The sequence below is a fragment of the Arenibacter flavimaris genome, assembly GCF_030291335.1.
Lineage (GTDB): Bacteria > Bacteroidota > Bacteroidia > Flavobacteriales > Flavobacteriaceae > Arenibacter.
The window spans coordinates 1-18,335 of record NZ_JASWIM010000031.1; the positions used below are offsets into that span (position 1 = coordinate 1).

Sequence of the window (18,335 nt, forward strand, 5' to 3'; positions counted from 1 at the left end):
TGAATCATTAAGAAAAGGAACTTTAAAGAGTATATAAACCTAAATTTTTTTTATAATTGTAAGATCTTTCAAAGTGGCGCAATTTGACCGAAAATGGTGGCGTCATAACTCCGAAATAGCCAACTCTTGAAGGATTACATCAAGAGTAAGCTTTAGCCCATGTTTGGGGAAGAGGTAACTACTGACTGACCACTATGAAATATTTCCAAACCCCTTGCAAATAATTTTGCAGGGGTTTTATTTATAGCTACCCATTGCTTCTTCTATCCTGACCCCAGTGGCTTTGCCATGTGAATGTATCAGAAGAGTATTTAGCTCTATGCTAGAGTAGTTGAATGTAGATAGAATAGATTTTGTAGAGTTGAGTAGCTTTGCCTAGTTACTTGTTGATGCTTTTGGTAGTGTAAATCATGATTGGTGATAAGCTAGGGTATTAGCCTAAAAGGATGTACAAGGGTTAGACTACCTCCACCTGTTTCGGTATGCCCATTTATTCAACATAATACCTACGGCCCAAAGTGCTATAAAGGCTATAATGCCTAAGACAATTTCCCACCATTCCCAATCACTAAAATCCATATAACAATATACAAAAGAATCTTGTATAGATTACCTTTGCCGCATGAAAATACCCCAGGAGTACATAGCATTATTGCCAGAAGATTTTGACCTTGACAAGATTGAGTATGTTAGGTTGGGCAGCTTTGCACAATTACTTGTTGAAGGTGTTTTGATTGGTTATATAATGCTAGATGGCACTCCAGTATTCAAACCCAAAGGAAAGTACAAGGGTTAAGCTGTAGCGAATAAGCCCCTGTAAGCAATGATATATTTCAGCCTGTCAAATTGTATGGAATAGGAAAGAAAAGGCTTTGGAGTTGTCAAGAAGTAACTTAGTAGTCTGCTAAGAATCCTTAATCTTTCTTCTTCCGATCCAAAATACGAATAGGGTTATTAAAGTACTCCATATCTACTGTATTTACTTGTGGTCCGTTAATAAATCATACACTTTGTATGATACCTTCATTTGATTCTGGGGAAAATGATGCTTATATTTACAGGTATAATACTATCTCAGTGTTAGAATAGTTCAACTTCCACAGCTAATTGTAGAAAGCAAGTAAAGGGCATGGAATACTAGGGGGTTAAAGAGATAGTTCTGAATTCAGGAAACCCTTTACATATAAGTTCAAGTTAGGATAGACGTGCCACAAGTACTAAGGCTGCTGAGTTCACAGTAAATTACTATCCTTTGCCATCCATGAGGACACACTGCTTGAATGAAATTGTGCTAAAAACTGCTCCTTGGTAGCCTTCACGCTGAAAGCTGCAGGGATTTTCATTTTTAATTTTGAAAATTCTATATTATTACAACATCAAATACTTGATATAGTGTTTTGATTGATCCATGTAAAAGATTTTTTTATGATGCTTCAATGACTGTGGCTAACGTCGCTACGCTCCGTTAGGGAAATAAACTATCAAAGGTATTGCTAGGCTAAATATATCACTAGTAAAGTATTTTGGAATGGAATAAAAAAGGAGTAGGTTTGAATCTTAGGTAAGCCTAAAAGCTAAATCCTTTCTTCTTCTTTCCCAAAAGACCTAACCCCCTACTCTATTTTTCCTGCCAAATTTATTTCAATCACTCACTCATTTAAAGAAAAGATTCTCTTAAATCTCCCCAAGTTTGATCAGCAACTCCACTATTCAATTCAATCCTATTCTTTAGCTGTTCAATAAGTAATCTCTTTTTAATGGAATCACCAGTTAATTCAGGGTCCAATTCATGCAACTTCTTATACTTTTCGGACAAAGGCATCACTATTTCACTAAAACCTTCAATTGCTAAATTATACTTCGTATCGATAGTATATAATTCCGGAAGCAGGTTCAAATGATAAATGACTAAAACTCTATAAGACTTATTCATGTACCTCACATTAATGTCCTTGACATACTTCCTTATAATTTCTTGTTTTGTATCAAATGGAATATTTTCTTTTAAAGCAATTAGATCCTTCTCAGCTTCACCCTCTCTAATAATCTTTTCATTTTCATACCTTAGAGAATCTTTGATGCGTGAAATCTGAACCTTGCAATCTTCAATATCAACATCAGCTTGGTTTATTCTGCTTTTAATCTGAGACTCTTTTAAAACACCTTTAAATATAAGATCTAGTACATTATTCTTATTGCCTTCTAATTTCCTTAATTCTTCCGTAAAGTGTTTTAATTTTTCATTCAGAATATCCTTCTTTTCACTGCTCTTGTTCTCATTCAAATATTCTTTAACTGAATCAAGTAATCTACCCTCAATAAATAATCTATTCCATATGATCTTCTCTAATGGCTTACCTAAAACATCCCTATTGAAACATCTATTCCCTTGCTTCTGCCTCTTATCCACACATCTGTAATTATGATACCCCCGGTTCATATATCTTCCAGTTAATCTTTTACCACATTTACCACAAATTAGCACTCCATTGAGAAGGTACTTATGGTCTGAATCCTTACCCCGAGGCTTCTCATTAGCTTTGAGTTGTCTATTTACTTTATCCCATACCCCTGGTTGAATTATAACAAGGTTAGGCACTTGATGAATAGTGTCTAAATGGGATCTCTCTCCTTTGTATAATCTATTATAAAGAATACCTCTGATCGTAGCTTGTACCCATGGTGCCGAACCCTTCTCTTTGACTTCAACGTTACCAGTATGAATATTTTTCACTTTGTATGTACTTTTTGACTTTATACCACCATTTTTAAGTGTGCCATATCTAGTAGGAATACCTCTTGAATCTAATTCTTTGGCTATGGCAATATAACCCTTGCCTTCCATGGACAGTTTGAAAATTAGTTCAACAACCTTAGCCTCTTCAGGATTAATCATCATCATCTTGTTTTGGGCCGCCATATATCCATATGCAAGTATTCCATGGATTTTACCTTCTGCAATATTCCTTTTAACCGAGTTCTTGATTCTTCTTTTAGTTGTCCTGACATAGTATTTGCTCATAACTGAAATCATGTCTCCCAGCATCTCCTGTTCGTCATTATTAAGATCAATTTCACCATGATCTGTATAAAGTTTGACATCATTCTTCCTGAGCAAATCATTGAAGAAGTATCTAGTTTGTGGATTCCTTTCGATTCGATCCTGATGGTATGCATAAACAACAGTAATTTTTCCATCTTCAATATCATCCAGCATTCTTGAAAATTCTGGCCTCTTGTTTATATCCCCTGTACCTGATATACCTTCATCAGTATAAATCTCAAAAGGCATTTTAAGAGCTTTAGCGAGTTCTTGACCTCTGAGAGATTGTTCTTTAGTAGACTTGGAGCCTTCCCTCTCCACGCTCTTCCTAGCATATATTGCGAGCATTCTTTTAAATCAATTAGTTATTCAATATGCAATATACGAAAACCCAATGCAAATAATTACTAAGTAATTTGTCTAAATAATATTAATTTTTAATTATACGTCAATCTTAAAGTAGTAGCAATACAAGGAAAGAAGATCCATAGGATCGTAATATTTTATTTAAGGAAGCTTAACTGGCTGCGGGCAAGTACTTTAATCATAATGACTCATAAGGGTGTATAGCATCGGCAATGTGGTTTCCGTTGATGTCTGTGGCATTTTCCAAATCGGAAATTGTTCTTGCTACCTTCAAAATCCTGTCGTAGGCCCGTGCAGAAAGGTTTAATCGCTCCATGGCATTTTTTAGCAGTTCCTTGGAGGCATCGTCCATTTTGCAATATTTCCGAATTTGTTTGGTGTTCATCTGGGCATTGTAATGAACGTTTTCCAGTTCCGCAAAACGTTGGGTCTGTATTTCCCTGGCGGCCGTAACCCGCTTCCTGATTTCGACACTGCTTTCCCCTTTGCGTTCCTCTGACAACTTTTCAAATGGTACCGGTGTTACTTCAATGTGGATATCGATTCGATCCAGCAGGGGTCCGGAAATCTTGCTCAAATAGCGCTGCATCTCTGCTGGTGAGGAGGTCACAGGAGCGTCGGGATCATTAAAATAACCTCCGGGACTGGGATTCATACTGGCCACCAACATAAAACTACTGGGATAGGTTACGGTAAAGCGTGCCCTGGAAATGGTCACTTCCCTATCTTCCAAAGGCTGTCTCATCACTTCCAGTACGCCTCTTTTAAATTCGGGTAATTCATCCAAGAATAGGACTCCGTTATGGCTCAATGATATTTCCCCTGGTTGGGGATAGGCTCCGCCACCGACTAGGGCAACATCTGTTACTCTGTATAATGTGGAGTATTTAATTTTGAATTTATATTAATGATTATCAGTATTTTATTCGTCATTTTATTGAAAAAATAATTAAAACTAATTTTGATTCGGTTCAAAAAATATTTTTAGATAAAAATCCGAACCAATTGTGGGCTTCATATATATTGCTAATATGTCAGGTGAGTAATTCGGTATGTCGAATATATAATGTGCTGAATTTTGTTGGCAGATTGTTGCTAAAGTTTATAATGTAGTTGAGAAAAGTACTATTAGAAAAGGTAATAGTTCTACCTTGGCTACAGTTATTAACTAAGTTGGTAATAGTGAAATGTACGTGGAATTAAAATAAATAAAAGCTGTATATTGTTTTGCCAAAAAGTTATTAATTGATGTCTACCACAACAGGTATGTTTAATGAACCAGAATCAGCTCCACAAGGAGTAAAAAAATTCTATTTATTAGATTATTTTTTGATACTTCTTCAAAGTTGTTTGGTTTCAGATAACCCTGAAAAAATTTTCCAAAGGTTTAAAACTTTAAAGGAAAAAGAACGGTTAGGAGAATCTAAATACAAAAAGCTGGTAATAGATGAAGGAGAGGATTTATCGGCCAAGCAGGTTGCTAGATATAAATATACTTTACAGCAAGTGATTAACGAGTCTGTTGCGTGCGGTTTAATACTAGATAAAAATGGCCTCATAACGTTAACAAAAAAAGGTAGAAGGTTCTTAGTTTTTGCAGAAAATGGTAAAAGAATGTTTTACAATAATCTATTAAAGATTTTAGAGAAACAATATTCAGCTTTTTATCATCTTGTAAAACTATGTTACAGACAGAATCAAAACAAGAATGGGCTCTTAATATTTCCCATATATTCACCACGTAAGTTAGGGTTTGATAAAAAGGAAATGAAAACAAATGGTCATTTGATAGAATATTCTAATCAGCTTAGGAGAACTCTCGAAAATGACATTCATAAATTTTTAGATTTAAAAATAAGCTTAAAGGCACCAGAAACTGAATTGATAGCAAAGTTGATAGATGATAAGATATTATCTTCGGAGAACAGTGATGATATATTCGACTCGAAACAATACAATTCGATTATTAGCAGATTTAGAAAATTTTGGTTAAACTATTTTTTGAAAAGTATTTATAAGTATCCTTTTAGTTTCACTACTTTTAATATTTGGGTTGAGCGTGGCAAGCAATTGGGCGTAGTACACACTACCGAATTTTATCCAAATTTTGATGGTAGACTGGTTTATCCTACATCGATAATAGTAGAAGTTAATAAAAACTCCGATTTGGTTAAAGCTTATGACTATAGTAATGGGGAATATTTATTTATCCACGAGCCGAAATGGAGCAACAACAAGAATAAATTCATTGAGGCCTTGCATAATGCGTATTATGATTTAAAAAATAGTAAAAGGTCTAATTTTATAAGAATTTCAGACTTGAGGGAAAAGGTATGTTATAAACTCAAACTACCCTCATTTAAATTTAATGAATTCCTTCAAGAAACTTACAATGAAAGTTTAAAAGGAGAGACCAAAATTCAAATATCACTGGAAGCCGATAGACTTCCTCAAGAAACAAATGCTATGTACCTGAAGAGGGAACCGGTGATTATTAATAAGCAGCAGAAAAATATTATTGCAATAGACTACAAAAAGTAAGTATATGTCAAATTTACTAAGAAAGCCGAAATCCAATGTCGAAAAAAATCTACAGGGTAAATATGAATTTCTTAAACTAAAAGAAAACCCTTTTCCAAATACTCCATTCGTTAATAAGAACAATAGCGATATAAGATATAATGGCAGTATTTACGAAAGTAGAATCCGTGAAAAGGAACGTGAGAAAATAATAAATAATTTTATAAAAGTCCCCCAAAGTGACCCAAATCATATAAGATTGGGCTACATTTTAGATTATTCCTACGTTGGCCGTGGTAACGGAAAATCGGCCTTTGCGCTTAAATTGATCGAAGAAATTAATAAGGAATATTGTCTTGATATTTCAGATGAGCAAAATAAATGTTTTGGGCTACATATTACACCCGAAGTAAGTGGAAGAACTAAGACGTTTTATAGTTTTACAGATTTAATTTTTGAAACGATAATTGATAAAGGGCTAATTGATTATTGCTTGGCATCTTTAAGATTGGAAGCTATTAATCATCTCTATCCATTAGTGAGAACTGATAATTTCGAAGATGAATCTCATTTAATAGCATCACTCAATGACATTAAATGGTATAAAGATAATGGAATTGAAATTGCAGCAATTACCAAGCATTACTATGAAGACAAGGATTTAAGTAGAATAAGAAATGATTTCCCGTTAAATAAGGACAGAAATGCCTTTTATGGAACATTTATAACTACTCAAACAGATTTTAAAAAGTATTATAATGAAGTACTTAAAAAGGGAAAAGATAGAATCGATTTCTTGTTTAATGACCTTGTTTTGTTTTTCATATCGGCGGGGTTTAACGGGGCATATTTGATTGTGGACGATTTTGAAAGGATACCTGATTTTCAAAGTAAAAAGCTTAAACAAGAATTTGCACTTGAGATTCGCACGAATTTTTTCGATGGTATATTAGAAAATGCTAAAATCGGTTTTTATAACTTGATTTTAGTTTTACATGCGGGAGTACCTAGATTAATAGAGGAATCTTGGGCTGTTTCAGGGATGAATAGAAGAAGCCCTATGACCGATGAATCTAGACAAACAATAAGGTTTGATAATCTTACAGTGGAACATGCAATTCTTATGTTGGAAAAGTATTTGGAAGAATACAGAACCGAAGAAATTGACAATAATTTACACCCCTTTACAAAGGAAGCTGTTAGACTTATTAGTGAAAGAGCTGAGTTGAATGCTTCCTCTATAATTGAAAAAGCCTACACGTTAATTGAAAGGGCAGTTGAGGAAAAAATTTCCCTTATAGATGAAGAATTTGTAAATGCCCAACTTGGACAAGTTATTGATGAGGCTAAAGATAGTAAGGAGGATATTTCGAGTGAATCCTCTGAAGACCTTTTTAAGAAATCCAAGAATAATAAATAATTGAATTTTGCATCATACCTTGAATATTACTGAATTAAAGGAGCTGATATCTGTGAGATGCCTTAATAATAAATCATTGGATGATGATTTAAAGTATTTAGAAGAGTTTTATCAGGATGCGGTTTCTTGGGACAGAAAATTATTGTCCTTGAATCATTTTTTATCTATAATCATAGAACAGTTTGAAAAAAGGGGAATAGATTGCTCCTCTATACTTAATTACGTCTATACACTTGAAAATTATTGTCATTTTGAAATTCAAGAGGGTAGTATAAGATTTATTGATTCATTGTTTGAGACAGAATGCAATAGTAGTCTAACCTTAGAAGAAGAATTATTAATTGCACAAAACAGAATTGAGAAATGAAAGAATTGTATGTCGTTGATACTTGTGCATTGATTTCCTATTTTCATCGACACCTTGATGGTTCGACAGTCTCGATTTCTGATGCATCACTTTCGATTATAGACAAGGCATTCTATTCTTATGAGATTAATTTGATATTTCCTTCTACAGTTTTTATCGAAATATTTAAGAAATGGTTCAGAACTGAGGAGGATGTTGCAAGAATAAAGTCTGAGATTTATTTCAGAATACGTGAAAGGGAAAATATGGAAATTCAGCCTTTTGATAGAGAGGTTTTCGAGAATTTCATGAGTATAAAGGATATAGAGCCGAACCATAATTTCGATAACCACGACAAACAAATCTTGGCTGCGGCAATGACAATGCAATGCCCATTAATTACTTCTGATTTCAGAATCATAAGATATAACCACAAGAAAAATGTTATTCCTGCCATTTTTAATTGACTCTTTATTTTTATTGAATATGATAATGTACCAAATGTAGACTATGGTCTAACCATGATACATCAGCTATTATCTAGAGTCACCAATTCCATTACTTAAGAGTGTGCTAAATATACCTATCCTAAATTTGGTACATCTATTTATTGTTTGTACTTTGCCGACCTAAAGCCAAGTATTATGAAAGCAAGATATATTAGAGTTAGCACACCCGACCAGAAACTAGAGAGACAATTGATTAAGCAGCATAAAGATGAGGCAGTCTTTATAGACGTTTGTAGTGGTTCTATACCGTTCCTAGAACGACCAAGGGGCAAAGAATTATTAGATGCCGTAGAAGCTCTTAAAATCGATTATATTACTGTTCATGCCATTGATAGACTAGGCAGAAATCTACTGGATATCCTGACTACTTTGAACCTGCTAGAACAAACCCAAACTACTGTCAAGGTAGATAATCTCGGAATAGAATCTTTGATTGATGGCAAACCTAACCAAGCCTTTAAACTAATCATATCAGTGTTAGCGAACATAGCGGAGATGGAAAGAGAAACCATGCTAGAGAGGCAAAGAGAGGGAATAGAGATTGCTAAGGCAGAAGGCAGGTATAAAGGGCGTGTAAGAGGCTCTAAGGAGTCCAAAGAAGAAATAATAGCCAAGTACCCTAAGGTGCTTAAAACCCTCAACAGTGGACACTCCTTGCGCAACACTGCAAAGCTTTGTGATGTCAGTTTGGGTACTGTACAAAAGGTCAAGAAATCCTTGTTGAATTACTAATTAACAGAATGGCAGCAATAAAACTCAAAATTATTGGTAAAACATAAAATAACCCCCAAAAAATTATTCCAATAAAATTCCTTTCTAAAACAAAAGAGAAGAAAAAATAAAAAATCATTCCATAAATTGAAATCGTAGCCCAGCATGAAAAGCCTATTGGGATTGCGACTATTGGAAATAATATAATGGACAATATTAGAACGATAATTCCCTTGTCCTCAATTAATGTTTGGTCAAAAAAATAAGGAAAAACAAATATCATAAATGATAAAACCAGTCCAATACCGTACCATATATGGAACATGTATTTATCATAAATCTTGTTTATCCGTAATATCATACTTATAAAACTAAGCCATACCTACTTTATTATAATAAACCACATTTTTATTAAACCTTTAAAGCCGTGGGTTAAGAACACCCTTAAAACTACAGCTAGTCAGACTGTTAAATTCCCTATATTTATTTCCTTTTATAAACTTATATGGCAGATGAAATCTAAATATTATTGAATATGGGTATAAATAAAGCGAAGGCAAAAGATAAGATATTAAAGTTTCTTATTACTCAACCAAAAGGAGCGGACAACACGACTATTTCGAAAAAATTATTCTTTGGCAAAATAGGGGCAGTTGGAGTTAAGAAACTAATATATGAAATTGTGAATCATGATAAGTACCTAATTGATATTGAAGAAAAGAAAGACATTATTTTGGTTAAGCCAAACGATGTTACAGAAAATTTTGTTGTAAATAATTCATTTCTAAATTATTCCTTAGGTGAAGCCTTTCATAATATCAAAGATGCATCAGAAAGAAAAAAAATAGATTCAGAGGAAAAGGAGTTGCAGAAATTACAATTCGAAAACCTTCAATTGAATAATGAACTTTCTAAGCAAAAAATAAAAACCCATTGGATACCTATAGGAATTTCTGGTTTTGGTGTAATTGTAGCGCTAGTTGCTCTCGTCTGGTCAATTTCTAGCAATTCTAACAACGTTACAGAAGAGCAGTTGAACCCTAAGATTGATTCCATTCAAAACAAGCTGGAACAGCTTGAAAATGGCTATAAAAAGGAACGAGATAGCTTAAGGGAAGAGCTGTTAAAAGCCGATATGTTGATAAGGGTTCTAGAAGATGCAACACCCCCAACAAAGTCAAAAATATAATCCTTAGAACTTTTACCCCTTGTACTTTCCCTTGGGTTTAAATACTGGGTTATCTCCTAACATTATATACCCTATCAATACACCTTCTGAAAGCAATTGGGCAAAGCTGCCTAACCTCACAAATTCTATTCTGTCCGTATCGTAATTCTACGGTAATAGCTCTATATACTCCTCTGGTACTTTCATGGATTAAAGCTACGAGGTCAAGAATAAAAAAGCAGGGGATATCGACAATATAAAACATCCTTGAACCAAATTTAGAGCGTATGTTGCGTTTATTGCATACTTTGTTACATATGCGACTAGTATGGCTTAATATTGGTTTAATGTGTTAAATGGGATACTCAGACATATATACAAGCATACCTTTCAACACCTCAAATACATCTTTAATAGCTGTTGTTCAAGTCTTTAACAATTCTTTATAAACATTTGAAATAGCATTAAACCAAATAGTATGTTATTATATACTTTTTGGTTTATATTTTTGAAACAGGCTGCATAGCTAACATTTTGAAAGTCAAAATGTTCTATAAAGGTAATGAACATCACTTGCGAACCCACATTTCAACATTTCCTGTTAAAAACTTTGTACTTAAAACGCTTTATTAGGCTCGATGACCCATGTATTTTGCTGTATATTTACAAACAGAAAATGCACCATATAGGTGCATTCTTATGGAAGGGGACTACACCTTTTACTATGCAGCTTCTCGACAAGCTGCTGACATTTTTAAGGAGATGATGAATTACTTAAAAATGATAATGTAAATAGGGTGCTTTAGTCCTCTTTTATTTTTTACTGCTGATAAATAAATAAAATATTTATATAACGTATCTATATCGTGTGTATAATAAATTTTATATATATGCAACAAATATATATACTATATAATAATTTTTTTGCTTATAAGCATAAAAGTTGTTCACATCGGTCAATACTGTTTTTATATATAATCTTTTTATATAAGCCCACTTTATCAACAATCAAATTTAGATTGCTTTCCTTTTTGTTATAGAAATAATTTCCTATTGACAGAATGGGAACACTTCTCTCAGTTTTAATTCGGTCTTAAATGATAAGACTTTTTCACAGGTTCAGGTGGTCTTAAAATAGGCCGCAAATGAGAGGAAAATCTGTAGCGTATCGTTGTGTTAAATATTGCTTGATATTAAATGGAGATACATATAGATAAATCTAATTGAGTTATATAAAAAACCCGTTGTCAAGTGGGTTGGCAATCTAGTACCATTACTCAATAAACCCAATTTTAAAGGCTTCAAACTACTCGATACTATTTTCTAGTCTGTCCCTAAACATATGTTTAAGTATGCAACGAAAAATTACCAATTGAGGTAACCTAACAGCGCTCTCCTTCATTAACTAAATAAAAAAAAGTTCAAAACCTGAAGCAACAATTCAGAAATCTACAACCCCACCCTTTTAAAACAATCGACTTTTCCTTTGAAAGTTGTATTGGGTATAGCTATATAGACCCTGAACCCTCGCCTACTCCAAAAAATTTTATGATTTTTTTTTTACGGCTCTAAATCATAACCACTAATAACATTGAAGGCAGCAATTTAAACCACAAAGATTACTCATATAACTCTTACTTTATTTCCAGTTCTTGGACTCCATTTTCGGAGCAATTAGAAACTCTTGTTCGAACACTCTTCTCATTGTGTTGGTCAACTCGGTGCTATAGTCTTGAGTAGTTATTAAGCAGTCGTGTAAGGTAAAAATAGGTGCTTTCTTGGCATTGACACGGTTGAACTCTCTGGCTACTACATCAAGCATATAGTGCGATTCTAGTTGCAATAAGGTATGTGATAGTTTTTCATAGTCGTGTTTATCTTTGAATGCATTAATTGTGTTCAGTAAATCAGGGAATACAAAGAAGAATATATCTTGCTCAACCTTATAGGCATCTGACGCAGCAAATATCATTGCCAGAATCTGCCTTTTTGCAACCTTTCTCTTCTGGTCAAAATGACCGTTGTAATCGCCATCATTTTCTTGTTCAAACATAGTTGTTAAATCATCAGACGTGTATCTGTCCTCAAAACTAGGTATAAAGTAGTCGTAAAATTTACCATTAGTAGACAACTCCTTAAGCAGGTCTGTTTCCCTTGTATCAAGGGTTTCAAGAGTTTTGTAAAACATTAGTAGGAAGGGAAACTTATTAAGAACAGAATTATTAACTCTATTACTAGTTAACATACTTAAGAAGTATATAATTGAATTAGATAAGTCAACTTCTACTAAATGGTTATTGTTATATGTTAAGTACTGTCTATAAACTTTAGGTAACCTTGAAATGTTAGTATGTAGTCTTGCATCTGTTTCATCTTTATTATAGAACCTATAAACACCATTGCTTAAATCTATAATTTGAAACATTTCATTTAGATACTTTCCATAATCCTTGTGACTGCTAAATCGTGCATTACTAAGTAGGACTGCTTCATCAACATTTATTTTTAGAGAACTGCTGTCAAAATACTTTCCTAAAAACCTGTACTTCCCGCTCGTAATTATTGAAGGAATTACGGAGTTATGTTCTCGGATTTTCTGTATCAGCTTGTGGTTATGGATATAATTAAGACTCAATTTCTGCCCTTTATAGCGAGGATTGATTCTATATGAATACGCAACCTTACCTACTTCATAATCCTTTCTGTAAAGCATGCTTATGAGCTTCTGTTTGGTTTTAGTCCTGCTTAGTCGATAGGTTATTTCTTCAAAATCAGAAGTTAAAAATTCAACATGTTTCTTATGTTTGTCCGGTCGGACTAAAACATCTTTTTTAGAGTGAATGGGAATATGATGTTGTGCTAATGGGACGTATTTATCTCCTTTATTTCTCTCAAAGTTTTCAATGTAGAAAGCAAGCTTGCTTAGTATATAACTAATTAAATACTTTAAATATTCGTTGTCCAAAGTGTATTCGTTGTCCAACGAGGTGGAATTGTCGCTTAATATTTTATCTATGTCCAACTCCTGAGGAGTTAATACAATATAGTCTTTCATTATTTTAATTGCTGCATTAATTCATCACCGATTTCCGTCATTCTCTTAAGTCTCTTTAACGACAAGGTTATTGATGCGTCACCCTTTGCCTTCTTTTTCAAGGTGGCGGCATCTGCTTGCAAGGGATACATTTCTTTCATTCCACTCATCTTAAACTTAATTATAAGATAATAGTACTGCACCTCAGCGTTATAATAAACTTTGATTCTGGAAATATATTTCCTAATCATTTCTTGACGTTTGTTAAAAGGAGTGTTATCTCTTATTTTGTTAAGGTCAGCGCTGAAACTTTCTTTTAACTTGGCTCCTTCGACTTCAAATTTTATTTCCTCAACAGTATTTGTCAACTTAATTTCAATATCTCTTTTCACGGATTCCAAATTATTGATTTCTTGTATCAGGTGCTTTTCATCTATTTTGCCTTCAAGAATTAATCTTGTTGCTCTCTTAATTTTAATGTCAATATTGCTAGACTCCTTTTCAAATTGACTTCGTTCTTCTTCTAGTTGAATCAATTTTTGATTTGATTCACCTTTTGATTCATTTAGTATTTCGTTTTTAGTGTCAAAATCGGACAATAAAATTCCCCAAACAAAGCCCTCTGCTAAATCAATATTAATAGACCTGTTACCACAGTTAAGTTCCTTATATCGCTTGGAACTACACATGTAATAATGGTCTTTTTTGTTAACCCTTGTCCTGCCATACATATTTCTTCCGCAAACTCCACACTCTAAAAATTCCTTTAACAAGTATTTGTGTGATACTTTTTTGCCAGAATTATTTCTATTCTTTTTGAAGTTGTCGTTAACCTTTTTCCAATATGATGGCTCAATTATAATTGGACTTTCATAATCATTACCTCCAAATTTTCGAACCCCTTTATAAATTGTATTTTTAATTATTCCCCGAACACTATTTCCCGACCATTTTATATCAGATTTATTGGTTGTAGTAATTTCGCCAGTGTATCTATTCTTAGTTTTGAGTGTTCCTGTGCCAATTTTGTTATAGCGTGTCGGAACATTTTCCGCAGATAATGTCTCGGCTATTTTATTAGTACCTATACCGCTTAAGCTATCATTATAAATCCTCTTAACTATTTCGGCTTCCTCTTCATCAATTACTAAATACCCTTTGTCATCTTTGGTATATCCATAGGGATAAATGCTAGAGTGTGCTTTACCATCTTTAGCATTCCTTTGAAGAACAGACTTAATCTTTTGCTTCGTAACCTTGACATAATATTGGTTCATTATGGAAATTATATCCCCCATCATGTCATTCTCGTCATCATTTAAATCCTGTTCACCTGAATTTGTGAAGAGCCTGATATCATTATCCTTAAATATTTTTTTTATGACAAATCTGACCTGAGGATTCCTTTCCAATCTGGATTGGTCATAAACGTATACTGAGTTTATTAAACCTTGTTGAATATCTTCTATTAAACCCGAAAAAGCAGGTCTATCGTTTATGTTCTCGAGAGTTCCTGAAAACCCTTCATCAACATATACCTTGAATGGTAAGCCTATAGAATTGGCGGTTTCGATTCCTAGTTGCTTTTGGTCATTAATAGAGCGGTCTTTACCTTCCTCTTTATCTCTTGAGATTCTGCAATATATACCTAGCATATTAAAATAATTAATAAGTAAGTTGGTAAATATAGGAGATTAAATTGGTTATGTACACATTATATTATGCAACATCACTAATGGTATGATGGGGACTGCGAAAAGGCCTTTGGTTCATAAGGCCCATATTCTTGATCTTCCCCACAACAGAATGAATTTTGGTGGTCTCCAGGGCTTCGTGCAAGGTCATGGGGGGTAAAATGGACGGTAGGCGTTTGGCCAACATGGTTTTTCCAGCACCTGGTGGACCTATCAGGATAATGTTATGTCCGCCCGCAGCAGCAATTTCCATACAGCGTTTTATGCTCTCCTGCCCTTTTACATCCGAAAAATCGAACTCAGGAAAATCCAATTTTTTATAAAATTCTTCTTTGGTATCTATAATGGTCTGCTGTAAAGGGGCATTTTTATCAAAGAAGTCTATCACCTCTTTAATATTGTCTATACCATATACTTCCAGATCGTCCACTATAGCGGCCTCCCTAGCATTTTCACTGGGTAAAATAAATCCTTTAAAGCCTTCCTCCTTGGCCTTGATGGCTATGGGCAAGGCTCCCTTTATGGCTTGTAAACTCCCATCCAGGGAAAGCTCCCCCATGATAATATATTTTTCTATGGATGCCGATTTGATCTGATGGGAGGCAGTGAGAATCCCCAAAGCCAGGGTAAGGTCGTAGGCCGAACCTTCTTTGCGAAGATCGGCGGGTGCCATATTAATAGTTATTTTTTTTCCTGGAATTTTGTAACCATTGTTCTGTAAAGCTGCCGCTATTCGGTAATTACTTTCTTTGATGGCATTGTCTGGCAATCCTACCAAATGATAGCCGATGCCTTTGTCGATATTTACTTCAACGGTAATGGTGGTAGCCTCTACCCCAAAAACCGCACTACCATAAATTTTTGTAAGCATTTACTTATAATTTAGATAAATTTAAGTAAATAAAATAAATTCTGGGCGTAGCCAATGTGCTAAATTTTAGGAAATTAAGGACTCAAGGCAATGGTAACTTACATCACTTGTTGTGGCGAACTTTTACTTGTTCAATGTTCAGATTACGGGTCGAGGTAGATTTTCTTTTCCAACTATTAGTTGCCGCTCCATGAAAATTCTTGGATATTTATTCTTTAGTCGGTTCAAAAGTCAAGAGTGATTTTTTGGTTTCAATAATTTCCTCTTTGTTCATCATCATTTTTCGAAATTTACCTTGATTGTACATTTCGGCCTGATCGTCGTAATGTTCACTAAAAGGATTCCCGGACTGGCCTGTAGGAAGTATACTGGTACTATTTTCAATATCCGAAAAGTCGATTACCCTCCTTGTGGACGGACCTGAGCTAACTCGGTAATAACCGGTATCGTCATATTTAAAGTCCATATTGTTGATTACTTCCCTTGATCCGGAAACGGGGAAAGGACCAACATTAAAGAGAGATCTAAGGGCTTTGATCTGCCCTATGGGGTGGCCGTGTTCCAGAGTGTGCAACTTATTCCATGTCCATTTATTGGAGTCATTGCCAAATTCCTCTTCCAAAGATTGGTATGCCTGTCTAAAGGAAAGGTTTATCCTTTCTTTTTTTGTTTCCACACTATCCTTGGTATTTATATCGTCCCACCATACAGAGGTTTCCTTTTCCGCCAAATCTGCTATTAGGCGTTTGTGAAAATGGGTATCCAACATTTGTCCAAACATCTCTGTTTCCAATTCATCCTCGAAAGTATTCCTCAAAATGAAATATATCCAGCGATTGTAAATGCTAGGTTCTATCTGTTGCAACTGATTACTGCCGTCCCATAAGTTTAATTTGTCCAAGATTGCGATTTGCTTTTCGTTCAATTGCTCCACTTCCATGCTTTTGGACAGGTTGGTGACCACTTCGGTATTTACAATGGAGGTATCATCCAACATCATCTCCTGTACGGCCTCCCTGTCCCAATTATTTTTTGGTTCTAAAAGGGCCACTATTCTCTTTGCCCTATCCTCTGGCAAGTAATATCCTGGATACAATCGGCCGTTGATGGAATCGGGCTGATTGTTGGCAGAGTACACGTAGTTCCAAGGTGGGTTAATGGCCATGGGATTTTCGGTAAAGTTTAAATAACGAATGGGTTCTTGCTCTCCCGTACTGCCTTCCATTATAAATTTGGTATTGGTACTATCCGGCATTTGATAAAGTTTAGCTGATGCAAACCATGCCACATTACCAACAGCATCCCCGTACATAATATTTAAACCTGGGGCATGAATATCTGGCAGTGCGTCTTGAAATTCCAATAAATTTTGGGCATGGGACATGCCATAAAGAGCATTCATTACCTTATTTTCCAATTTGGTATAGATCCACGACATGGCTACTGGGCGTTGGTCCGTCACTTGATCGGCAATACCATTGAGAATTGGACCATGATGGGTTTTCTTAAAGGAAAAATGAACATCTTCTCCCCCTTTTACTTTTATAGTTTTGGATACTTGTTTATATTTTTTCCAGCCAGAGGAGGTTTTGTATAAGCTGGGGTCACTTGCATTTTCCTCTTCATAGTAAAAATCAATATCATCGTTCTCGAACATGGTAATCCCATAAGCTAAATTCCTGTCGTGGCCCAATATGGGAAATGGTATCCCGGCCAGGTGATATCCGTATTTTTCATAGTTGGGGCTATTTACGTGGGCTTCATACCAAACCGAGGGCTGGGCAAAACCAATGTGGGGGTCGTTAGCGAAAATAACCTTAGCGTTTTTGGTCTTATTGGGAGCTATAACCCAACTATTGCTCCCTTCGAATAGCGGTACGGGTAGATCCTTCAACGCCTCTGTAACCAGACCGGTTATCTCATTTTTAATAGAATCGCGAATACTCGGTCTGTAATTTTTGATCAATGTTGAATTGGGATCCGAGTCCAACCCCAGATCAGTTAAATAGTCAGGCCCCAATTTATTCTTGATATTGGTTAGCAAAGGATCGGTCTTATGGGCCATGGCAAAACTGAAGGCCATATATCCCACGGTATTATAGACATCCTTAAGGGTAAATGGCGTTTTTTCCAGGCCCGTAAGATGGAATTCAATAGGAGTTGGCCCTTCTGCTATAAACTTATTGATCCCATCCAAATATGCTTGGGAAAGTTTTACCATGGGGTCATTTTTTGAAAGCTTTTCCACGGTTTGTTGAGAGGCATCGTCTATGCCCAAGGATAGAAAAAATTTATCCGTTTTAAGCATGTCCCCACCAAAAACTTCCGAAAGTCCACCTTTTCCAATCCTTCGCAACAACTCCATTTGCCACAGTCTTTCCTGGGCATGGACATAACCCAGTACTCGTAGGGCATCTTCTTCGGAATTTGAATAAATATGGGGTATGCCATAGGTGTCAAAATAAACCTCCACCTTATTATTTAATTTATCCGTTTCAATGTTGCCGGCATACTCCGGGGTATGGGTATAAACATAAATGGCACTACTCAGGGCCAATATTACGATAAGGCCCAAAACTATCCAGAGCAGCTTTTTTAATACTTTCACACTTATGGGTTTTAGCTTAAAGGTATGTCAATTTAGGATATAATA

11 protein-coding genes and 2 pseudogenes are annotated in these 18,335 nt (G+C 34.9%); 7 read left to right on the top strand and 6 right to left on the bottom strand.

Annotated features, from left to right (window positions below; translation table 11 throughout):
- The first annotated feature begins 622 nt into the window (after positions 1-622).
- Positions 623-796: a hypothetical protein gene (locus QSE00_RS19280; protein WP_286107127.1), complete on the top strand. Its 174-nt coding sequence runs from the start codon at positions 623-625 to the stop codon at positions 794-796.
- Positions 797-1,657: 861 nt separating this feature from the next.
- Here the strand turns inward: QSE00_RS19280 and QSE00_RS19285 are convergent.
- Positions 1,658-3,391, bottom strand: coding sequence for a recombinase family protein (locus QSE00_RS19285; protein ID WP_286107128.1), 1,734 nt, complete (start codon positions 3,389-3,391; stop codon positions 1,658-1,660).
- A gap of 196 nt (positions 3,392-3,587) precedes the next feature.
- Positions 3,588-4,283 (bottom strand): annotated as a pseudogene (locus tag QSE00_RS19290) (YifB family Mg chelatase-like AAA ATPase); the annotation flags it as partial.
- Positions 4,284-4,657: 374 nt separating this feature from the next.
- On the opposite strand from QSE00_RS19290, the gene QSE00_RS19295 reads away from it, so the two are divergent.
- The 6 genes from QSE00_RS19295 to QSE00_RS19320 all read left to right on the top strand — a co-directional run bounded on the left by QSE00_RS19295 (position 4,658) and on the right by QSE00_RS19320 (position 10,104).
- Complete coding sequence (locus QSE00_RS19295; RefSeq protein ID WP_286107129.1) at positions 4,658-5,950, top strand: hypothetical protein; 1,293 nt, start codon at positions 4,658-4,660, stop codon at positions 5,948-5,950.
- Positions 5,951-5,954: 4 nt separating this feature from the next.
- Positions 5,955-7,349 carry a hypothetical protein gene (locus tag QSE00_RS19300; protein WP_286107130.1) on the top strand — a complete coding sequence of 465 codons (1,395 nt, stop codon included), beginning with the start codon at positions 5,955-5,957 and terminating at the stop codon, positions 7,347-7,349.
- 76 nt (positions 7,350-7,425) lie between these two features.
- On the top strand, positions 7,426-7,716 hold the full coding sequence (locus QSE00_RS19305; RefSeq protein WP_286107132.1) for a hypothetical protein: 291 nt from the start codon (positions 7,426-7,428) through the stop codon (positions 7,714-7,716).
- Positions 7,713-8,162, top strand: coding sequence for a PIN domain-containing protein (locus QSE00_RS19310; protein ID WP_286107133.1), 450 nt, complete (start codon positions 7,713-7,715; stop codon positions 8,160-8,162). Before QSE00_RS19305 ends, QSE00_RS19310 begins: the two co-directional genes overlap by 4 nt.
- A 177-nt stretch (positions 8,163-8,339) precedes the next feature.
- Positions 8,340-8,936, top strand: a complete 597-nt coding sequence (locus tag QSE00_RS19315; RefSeq protein WP_286107134.1) for a recombinase family protein — start codon at positions 8,340-8,342, stop codon at positions 8,934-8,936.
- A gap of 514 nt (positions 8,937-9,450) precedes the next feature.
- On the top strand, positions 9,451-10,104 hold the full coding sequence (locus tag QSE00_RS19320; protein ID WP_286107135.1) for a hypothetical protein: 654 nt from the start codon (positions 9,451-9,453) through the stop codon (positions 10,102-10,104).
- A 1,618-nt stretch (positions 10,105-11,722) separates the two neighbouring features.
- On the opposite strand, the gene QSE00_RS19325 is transcribed toward QSE00_RS19320, so the two are convergent.
- The 4 genes and pseudogenes from QSE00_RS19325 to QSE00_RS19340 form a co-directional block, all read right to left on the bottom strand.
- Positions 11,723-13,138, bottom strand: coding sequence for a hypothetical protein (locus QSE00_RS19325; protein WP_286107136.1), 1,416 nt, complete (start codon positions 13,136-13,138; stop codon positions 11,723-11,725).
- Positions 13,138-14,772, bottom strand: a complete 1,635-nt coding sequence (locus QSE00_RS19330) for a recombinase family protein (protein ID WP_286107137.1) — start codon at positions 14,770-14,772, stop codon at positions 13,138-13,140. The genes QSE00_RS19325 and QSE00_RS19330 overlap by 1 nt, the downstream gene beginning before the upstream one ends.
- 67 nt (positions 14,773-14,839) lie before the next feature.
- Positions 14,840-15,682: pseudogene (locus QSE00_RS19335) on the bottom strand (YifB family Mg chelatase-like AAA ATPase); the annotation flags it as partial.
- 208 nt (positions 15,683-15,890) lie between these two features.
- A complete protein-coding gene (locus tag QSE00_RS19340) occupies positions 15,891-18,290 on the bottom strand; it encodes a penicillin acylase family protein (protein ID WP_286107138.1) in 2,400 nt (799 codons plus the stop codon).
- Positions 18,291-18,335 lie beyond the last annotated feature (45 nt).

Coding starts and splice junctions, on each gene's coding strand:
- QSE00_RS19280 (WP_286107127.1), top strand. CDS start 623: ATGAAAATACCCCAGGAGTACATAGCATTATTGCCAGAAGATTTTGAC.
- QSE00_RS19285 (WP_286107128.1), bottom strand. CDS start 3,391: ATGCTCGCAATATATGCTAGGAAGAGCGTGGAGAGGGAAGGCTCCAAG.
- QSE00_RS19295 (WP_286107129.1), top strand. CDS start 4,658: ATGTCTACCACAACAGGTATGTTTAATGAACCAGAATCAGCTCCACAA.
- QSE00_RS19300 (WP_286107130.1), top strand. CDS start 5,955: ATGTCAAATTTACTAAGAAAGCCGAAATCCAATGTCGAAAAAAATCTA.
- QSE00_RS19310 (WP_286107133.1), top strand. CDS start 7,713: ATGAAAGAATTGTATGTCGTTGATACTTGTGCATTGATTTCCTATTTT.
- QSE00_RS19315 (WP_286107134.1), top strand. CDS start 8,340: ATGAAAGCAAGATATATTAGAGTTAGCACACCCGACCAGAAACTAGAG.
- QSE00_RS19320 (WP_286107135.1), top strand. CDS start 9,451: ATGGGTATAAATAAAGCGAAGGCAAAAGATAAGATATTAAAGTTTCTT.
- QSE00_RS19325 (WP_286107136.1), bottom strand. CDS start 13,138: ATGAAAGACTATATTGTATTAACTCCTCAGGAGTTGGACATAGATAAA.
- QSE00_RS19330 (WP_286107137.1), bottom strand. CDS start 14,772: ATGCTAGGTATATATTGCAGAATCTCAAGAGATAAAGAGGAAGGTAAA.